This is a genomic window from Halomonas sp. (assembly GCF_052095765.1).
Lineage (GTDB): Bacteria > Pseudomonadota > Gammaproteobacteria > Pseudomonadales > Halomonadaceae > Halomonas.
Genome location: NZ_JBQDJZ010000119.1, coordinates 1 through 6,667, shown reverse-complemented (window position 1 = coordinate 6,667; position 6,667 = coordinate 1). Strand labels below are relative to the sequence as shown.

At 57.5% G+C, this 6,667-nt stretch carries 9 protein-coding genes and 1 pseudogene; 4 read left to right on the top strand and 6 right to left on the bottom strand.

Annotation, left to right across the window (positions count from 1 at the left end; all coding sequences use genetic code 11):
• From ACTH3D_RS12150 to ACTH3D_RS12140, 3 genes are all read left to right on the top strand, one after another.
• A partial coding sequence (locus tag ACTH3D_RS12150) for an MFS transporter (RefSeq protein ID WP_441667390.1) occupies positions 1–382 on the top strand: 382 nt, incomplete at its 5' end.
• A gap of 67 nt (positions 383–449) precedes the next feature.
• On the top strand, positions 450–758 hold the full coding sequence (locus ACTH3D_RS12145) for a monooxygenase (protein WP_441667389.1): 309 nt from the start codon (positions 450–452) through the stop codon (positions 756–758).
• A 57-nt stretch (positions 759–815) separates the two neighbouring features.
• Complete coding sequence (locus ACTH3D_RS12140; RefSeq protein ID WP_441667388.1) at positions 816–1,862, top strand: NAD(P)H-dependent flavin oxidoreductase; 1,047 nt, start codon at positions 816–818, stop codon at positions 1,860–1,862.
• 6 nt (positions 1,863–1,868) lie between these two features.
• On the opposite strand, the gene ACTH3D_RS12135 is transcribed toward ACTH3D_RS12140, so the two are convergent.
• Positions 1,869–2,390 (bottom strand): retropepsin-like aspartic protease family protein, encoded by a 522-nt coding sequence (locus ACTH3D_RS12135; RefSeq protein WP_441667387.1) that lies wholly within the window; start codon positions 2,388–2,390, stop codon positions 1,869–1,871.
• Positions 2,391–2,586: 196 nt separating this feature from the next.
• On the opposite strand from ACTH3D_RS12135, the gene ACTH3D_RS12130 reads away from it, so the two are divergent.
• Complete coding sequence (locus ACTH3D_RS12130) at positions 2,587–2,754, top strand: CCGSCS motif protein (RefSeq protein WP_441667386.1); 168 nt, start codon at positions 2,587–2,589, stop codon at positions 2,752–2,754.
• Positions 2,755–2,903: 149 nt separating this feature from the next.
• On the opposite strand, the gene ACTH3D_RS12125 is transcribed toward ACTH3D_RS12130, so the two are convergent.
• The 5 genes and pseudogenes from ACTH3D_RS12125 to ACTH3D_RS12105 all read right to left on the bottom strand — a co-directional run.
• Entirely contained in the window at positions 2,904–3,092 is a 189-nt protein-coding gene (locus tag ACTH3D_RS12125; RefSeq protein WP_441667385.1) for a hypothetical protein, read from the bottom strand.
• Between the two features lie 25 nt (positions 3,093–3,117).
• Positions 3,118–4,812: a mechanosensitive ion channel family protein gene (locus ACTH3D_RS12120; RefSeq protein WP_441667383.1), complete on the bottom strand. Its 1,695-nt coding sequence runs from the start codon at positions 4,810–4,812 to the stop codon at positions 3,118–3,120.
• 260 nt (positions 4,813–5,072) lie between these two features.
• Entirely contained in the window at positions 5,073–5,663 is a 591-nt protein-coding gene (locus tag ACTH3D_RS12115; protein WP_441667382.1) for a YceI family protein, read from the bottom strand.
• Between the two features lie 90 nt (positions 5,664–5,753).
• Complete coding sequence (locus ACTH3D_RS12110) at positions 5,754–6,308, bottom strand: cytochrome b (protein ID WP_441667381.1); 555 nt, start codon at positions 6,306–6,308, stop codon at positions 5,754–5,756.
• Positions 6,309–6,398: 90 nt separating this feature from the next.
• Positions 6,399–6,667 (bottom strand): annotated as a pseudogene (locus tag ACTH3D_RS12105) (hypothetical protein); the annotation flags it as partial.

Genomic DNA, 6,667 nt, shown 5'->3' with positions numbered 1-6,667 from the left:
GTTGACCCTGTGGCTAAATGCACGCTTTGGTCTGGACTGGGAGCCCCAACAGCTGTTCCTGGTAGTGGGCTGTCTGGCCGGGCTTAGCCTGGGTTCAAGCCAGTCTGCCAGTCGCGCCATGGTCGGGCTGTTTTCTCCACATCACAAAGCCGCTGAGTTTTTCGGCTTCTGGGGCGTGGCCAACAAGCTAGCCGGTGTTATCGGTATCATCGGCCTAGGCCTGCTACAGTCAGCCGTAGGGCTGCAGGCCTCAATACTGTTCTGCGCGGCACTATTCATGATCGCTATCGTGATTTGCCTGTGGGTCAATCAGGCCCGCGGACAGCAGGCGGCCAGGGACTGGGAAATACGCCGAGAACGCGCGCTGGCAGCCAAGGCCTGAGTGTCAGTCGGCTTTTAGCAATTCATTGATACACTCACTTAACAGCCTTTATTTCCAGGAGCAGAACATGCCCGTTGTATTACAAGTTCACTTTCCTTTCGACGGCCCCTTTGGCGATGCCATGAGCGAGGCAATGACCGAACTGGCCGCCAGCATCAATGACGAGCCCGGCATACGCTGGAAGCTGTGGACCGAGTCTGCCGAACGGCGCCAAGCCGGTGGCGTCTACCTGTTTGACGACACCGCCAGCGCCGAAGCCTATCTTGAAATGCACAGCGCGCGCCTAACGGCGATGGGTGTTACCGGCATTGAGTCGCAGATTTTCACGGTCAACGAGCCGCTATCGCAGATCAATCACGGACCTTTGGGTAGCTGAACAGAGCCTGAACTGACACCAGGCCGCCACTGAGGCCACAAGCAAAAGAGGATAAGCATGAGCTGGACGCAGCAGTTGGGCCTCAAGTGGCCGATCCTTCAGGCGCCCATGGCTGGCGCGCAGGGCGTGGCCATGGCCGCGGCGGTCTCCAATGCCGGCGGGCTTGGTGCCATTCCCAGTGCGTTGCTATCAAGCGAAGAGCTGGATGAGGCGCTACGCGAGTTTCGCCGCGCCACTTCGGGTGCTTCGCCGGCCCCAGTTAACGTCAACTTTTTCACCCATGTGAACCCGCCGGAAGACTCTGCAGCCCAGGCCCGCTGGCGAAAGGCACTGGCGCCATATTACGCCGAGTTCGATGTCGAGCCGCCCACCACCGCCGGAGCCGGCAGAAACCCCTTTGATGCGGTCAGCTGCAAAGTCCTGGAACGCCACCGGCCTGAGGTGGTCAGCTTTCACTTTGGCTTGCCCGAGGCTGCCCTGCTTGAACGGGTCAAGGCCTGGGGCGCCTTAGTGCTCTCCAGTGCCACCACGGTGGAAGAAGCCGTGTGGCTCGAAGCCCATGGTGCAGACGTGATCATTGCCCAGGGCCTGGAAGCTGGGGGCCATCGGGGCATGTTTCTCACCCAGGACATTACCACCCAGGTCGGCACCCTGGCCTTGCTGCCCCAAGTGGTCGATGCGGTGTCAGTGCCCGTCATTGCAGCCGGGGGTATCTGCAACCCTCGCGCCGTGGCCGCGGCGCTGGCGCTCGGCGCCTCAGCGGTACAGTGCGGTACGGCGTTTCTGTGCTGCCCCGAGAGCCTGATCAGCGACCTGCATCGCGAGAAACTGACCAGTGAACAGGCTCAGCATACGGCGCTGACCAATCTACACACCGGGCGACCATCGCGCGGCATCATGAACCGGTTAATGCGCGAGCTTGGCCCGATGAGCGCTTTGCCACCGGCATTTCCCCAGGCGGGTGGCGCGTTGGCAGCACTGCGCAGCGCTGCCGAAGCCATAGGAAGCACCGACTTCACACCGCTGTGGTCAGGCCAGGATGCCAGCGGCTGTCGGCGCGTGCCGGCCGCCGAGCAGCTACGTTGGCTGGCGGAAGCACTATAAGTGCACTCAAGGGCTGGCCTCGGGCACGCGCAGTACCATCTGCTTGCCGCGTATTTCGATATCGAAACGGCCCAGAAAACTCATGCCAAGCAGCACCATATCCTCAGACAGCCCGGTACTAATTGAACCGCGCACCTGTCTCGCGGTGATGCCTCCCAGGCTTATTTCGTCAAATAGGGTGAGCTGGCCGCGCACCCGGCCATTGGCCGTGGTGAACCAGGCTTCACCTTCGTGAGGCAAGTCCAGCCGTTTGGCAAGCTGTTCCGGCACAGCTACCGAGGTAGCCCCGGTATCCAGCAGCATGACCACCGGCTCACCATTGATGCGTCCGCTGGCCACATAGTGACCCGAGGCGTTACGCGCAAGCGTCACGGTGGCGCCCGGCGGCGCATCGAGCAGTTGCGCATTGGGGTTTTCGCGCTCTTCGAGTACTCCGTTAAACCACCACATGCCCAGGCCAAACAGCAGCACCCAGAACGCCAGCATCATGCCCAGCCCCACGCGCCTTGTTGAAGACGTTTTCGACACCCTGTGCCTCCCTTCACCTTGCCTCTAGCTTTATCCTACAAGAAGTGGCCAAGCGCGGGGCCGTTTCACCTGAACCCGAGAGCAAGCAGTTTTTCGATAAAGCCCCAGCCCGCGATGCACCCTATTGACGGCCAGCCGGAACAGCAATAAGATTCATGTGTAATACATCTTAATAAATCCGCTGTGAGGTCTACCCATGGGACTGCTCAAGACTCTTTTCAAGAAAGACAACGCTGAAAAAACCCAGGTACAGATGCAGGAGGCGGTAACATCCAAGCCTGATACCGCCAAGCCTGCTGCTGATGCAGCCGCAAAAAAGCCGAAACACGGCGAAGACGGCGTTTGCTGCGGGTCCTGCCAGTAAACCCAGCACGTCAACAGGCTAGCCAAGGCTGCGACACTGGAAACACCACAGGAAAACCGCCCTCGAAGTGCAAGGGCGGTTTTCCTATGGTGCGCTGGTTGAGCCTTGGGGTAACTATTTGGGGTCGTCCTGATTGATGTCCGCCTGATTTACGGGCCCAGTAGCCTGGGAATCACTGCCAAGATAACAAGCACAATGAGCGTAGCCAGCACCACTGTCGCATCCAAGCCGAGTCCCGCCAACACTTCAATTCCCTGAATAATATCCTGCAGGACACGCGACATATCCGGTATGTCGGAAAATTCACTCGCGAGTGTTAACCAGACTTCTTGCCACATGAAGGTTACTCCAGCCTCTGGGAGTTCAGGTTGGTGTGCTGTTGTGATTTTTCAGGGCACCAGCAGCTGTGCTTTGCACTTCAACGCCTTGGGTTTCAACCCGCTCGCTTGGCCACCAGTCAGGGTGATGGGTACGCACGTGGTCCAGCATTTCCTCGCGCAGACGCATTGCCATCGTCCATGCAGCCGAAGGATCGGGGGACGTCGCATAGAAAGATATTTCCTGGCCGTCGCGGGTATGTTTTGTCACATGGGCAGCCAGTGTCTCGTGATCAATGACACCTTCGTCCCGTGTAGCCAGCTCGATGAACACGTTGCGCAGGCGAGTAACATCTGCGCGGTGATCCAGGAATAACGTAATTGTCTTCATGATCCGCGCATCGCCAACAGACCAGTTCTCAAACGGCTGCGATATGAAATATTTGACGGGGACAATGATGCGGCGCTCATCCCAGGTGCGCAGTCGGATGAAGGTATAGTAAATGCTTTCCACATAAGCCCAATGGCCTTCGAAGAGCACGCTGTCTCCAATTCGTACCGGCTTGGCCAAGGCGATCTGCAAAGAGGCCATAATGTTACCCAGCACTGCCTGGCCAGCAATCCCCAGCAGCACTGTTACTACCCCTGCCGAGGCCAGCAGCGTGACACCTAGCGATTCAAACAGGTTCAGTCGACTGAGCACGACAATCGCCGCTACTGCAACCATGACAAGCACGACGATTCGCCTGAGCGCATAGATCGAGGTATAAAACTCCCGTTGCTCCATACTGCGGGTATCGTCGATTTCACCAATCACACGCATGGTCACGCGATCGAGCACAGCGTCGATCACCTTGAGTGCGGTCAGGCCCAGGCCCGACACGGTCACAATGATCAGCAATGGGCGGACAATATTGGTTGTCGGACCAGAGAACGATACCCCCAGTTTGAGGAACAGCTGCGCCGTCAGCGCCATCACTACCAGCGCCAACGGAACCCGCGACTTCTCTGCTGCCTGACGCAGCATGGGGTGATCCGCCATACTGCCCAGCCAACGGATGCTTCGACTGGTCACAAACCCCAGGCCAAGCAACAGCACCAGCAGAACAGGCAGCGCAATCCACTCCCAGGCTCTTATTCCCCCAAAACGCTGCAACAGCGATGCGGGGATATAGGACTCAAACCTGCGCGGGCCAAAGGCGTCATACAGAACAGGAATATTTTCGACAGTCTGCGGCGTAAACAGCCACACTGGTTCTGCGTCTTCCGCTTTGTAACGCCCCAGGCGGATCTCATAAGCCTGCCCGTTGAGCTCAACCATTTTCAACCCGATATCACGCCGTGGCTGACCCGCTAACGGATGATTCGCCGAGCCCTTTTCGCGCATGGCATCGGGTCTGGCAGACAGACCGGGCCAGTTGATCCAGAGTTGTCGATTGATGATCACGCCAAGCTGACGGGCAAGGTCAGAGCCGCGGGAGACCCTTTCATCCTCAGGCAAGTCGGCCAGGTTCAGGAAGTCGGCAGCACTCTCGTAATTTCCGGCGTCGCTCATCGCAATAAAGTTACGCACTGTCTCGCGTGGTGTGCGCCGATTTGCCTTCGCCGCGCCTTCACGCTGCTCAATAGCGTTCGCAGCAACCTGATACCAGGCGGAGGTATCATCTTCTTGCCCGACCGCTATCCCCAGCGGCAAAAAGCACGCCAGCGCGACAAGCAGGAAGCGATGTAGCAACCTCATGCAGGATAACTGCAGCAGATCACCCAAGGGATTCCAGGCTTGAGCGGGATGACTGTACATACAGAGTGCTCAGGGATTGGAGTCAAGGTGACATCCTCTCTTCAGCGTAGTTTTCTGCCTGACGTTGACTGCCTAAACATAAACACAGCCGACGGCAAATACCAACCACCCGTCGGTGAGGTGGTCTTTGCCCCCCGGGAAACACACAAAAAACCGCCCTCGATGACGAGAGCGGTTTTTTCGTTACAGCGGGAGGCGAATTACTGCCTGACGCCCTCGAAGGTCACATACAGCTGAAGCTCGTGCATGACCTCGGGGAAGCTGGACAGGTCGACTCCGTAATCTTCCAGGTTCAGCGTCACCGCTCCTTCGAAACCGGCACGGTAGCCACCCCAGGGATCATCGCCTTCGCCAATCAGAGAAACCGGCATTTCGATCTCGCGGGTTTCGCCATGGAACGTCAGATCACCCACCATCACGCCAGCGTCTTCACCTTCCGGCGTAAAGCTGGTGGAAACGAAGGTGGCGGTCGGGTAAGCAGAGACATCGAGGAAGTCACTGCCCTTGATGTGCTTGTCGCGCTCGGCATGATGGCTGGTCAGGGTGGTCGTATCGACCTCGACACTCACCGCAGAGGCCTCAAGATTATCCGGGTCGTACTGGAACTCACCGGTGAAACCCGGAAAGTTGCCCAGGATATAGGAGTAGCCCAGATGGTTGATACGAAACTGTACGAAGGCGTGCTGGCCTTCGCTGTCGATGACATAGTCTGCAGCCTGGGCTGTAGACATCAGGCCTACCGGCAAGAGCCCAACAGTGAGGGCGGCGGCCAGTACGGATTTCTTGAACATAATAACTTAGTCCTTTTGGTTGATGGGCTTACTTGATAAAACCTGCTTGGTGAAATCAGATAACAGATCGGTGCTTTCGAAAAACTGTCGTCAATCGCTGCCTTGGCGACGCGGGTCAAGCATGCGTACCAGGGTGTCGTTCCGGTCGATCCAATGGTGTTTGATGGCCGCCAGCACATGACCACCGGATAGCACCATCAGCGCAATAGCACCATACCAGTGAACCTTTCCGGCCAGCGTCGCCTGGTCAGGCAGACCGGTAATCGAGGCCGGCACTTGGAACCAGCCGAACACCGAGATGGGGTCACCTTCCGCGGTGGAGATCAGGTAGCCACTGACCAGCACGCCAATCAACAGCACATAGAGCACGATGTGTCCGAGATCTGCCGCCAGGCGCTCGAGGCGCTGGCCGTGGCTAGCCGGTGTCGGCTGCACCAGGCGCCAGACAATCCGTAACAGTGTGGCAAACAGCAGCAACATGCCGACCGAGCGGTGCCACCAGGGCCCAATGTTATACCAGCTGTCATAGTAGCCCAGCCCAGTCATCCACCAGCCTAGGATAAAAAGCCCCACCACCGCGACAGCACTGAGCCAATGCAGCACGATACTGACAAGGCCCCAACCGGTACGCGTATTAGTCAACATATCAATTTTCTCGAAGGCATCCTGAGTCAATGGCTAAATGCGTCAGCTTCACCGCATGATATTGAATATCTATTTTACAACGCCTGTTTATCAACGCATGGTTTTCAGCGCTTTGCTCCACCGAGCCATGGTCTCGAGCAGACTCTGGGCGCTCTGCTCATGTATATCCGTTGGCACAAAAATGCCATCCTCGATATGGCTGGAAACCATAGGGATCATCACCTGCTGCTTAACCGGCACCATTTCCATGGTACCCAGAAGCTGTTTGGCAACCTCAGTCGAACGAATACCGCCCGAAATGCCCCCATAAGTGCCTAACCGAAAGTTTTCGTGCATAATGTATGTAGGATAACTGACAC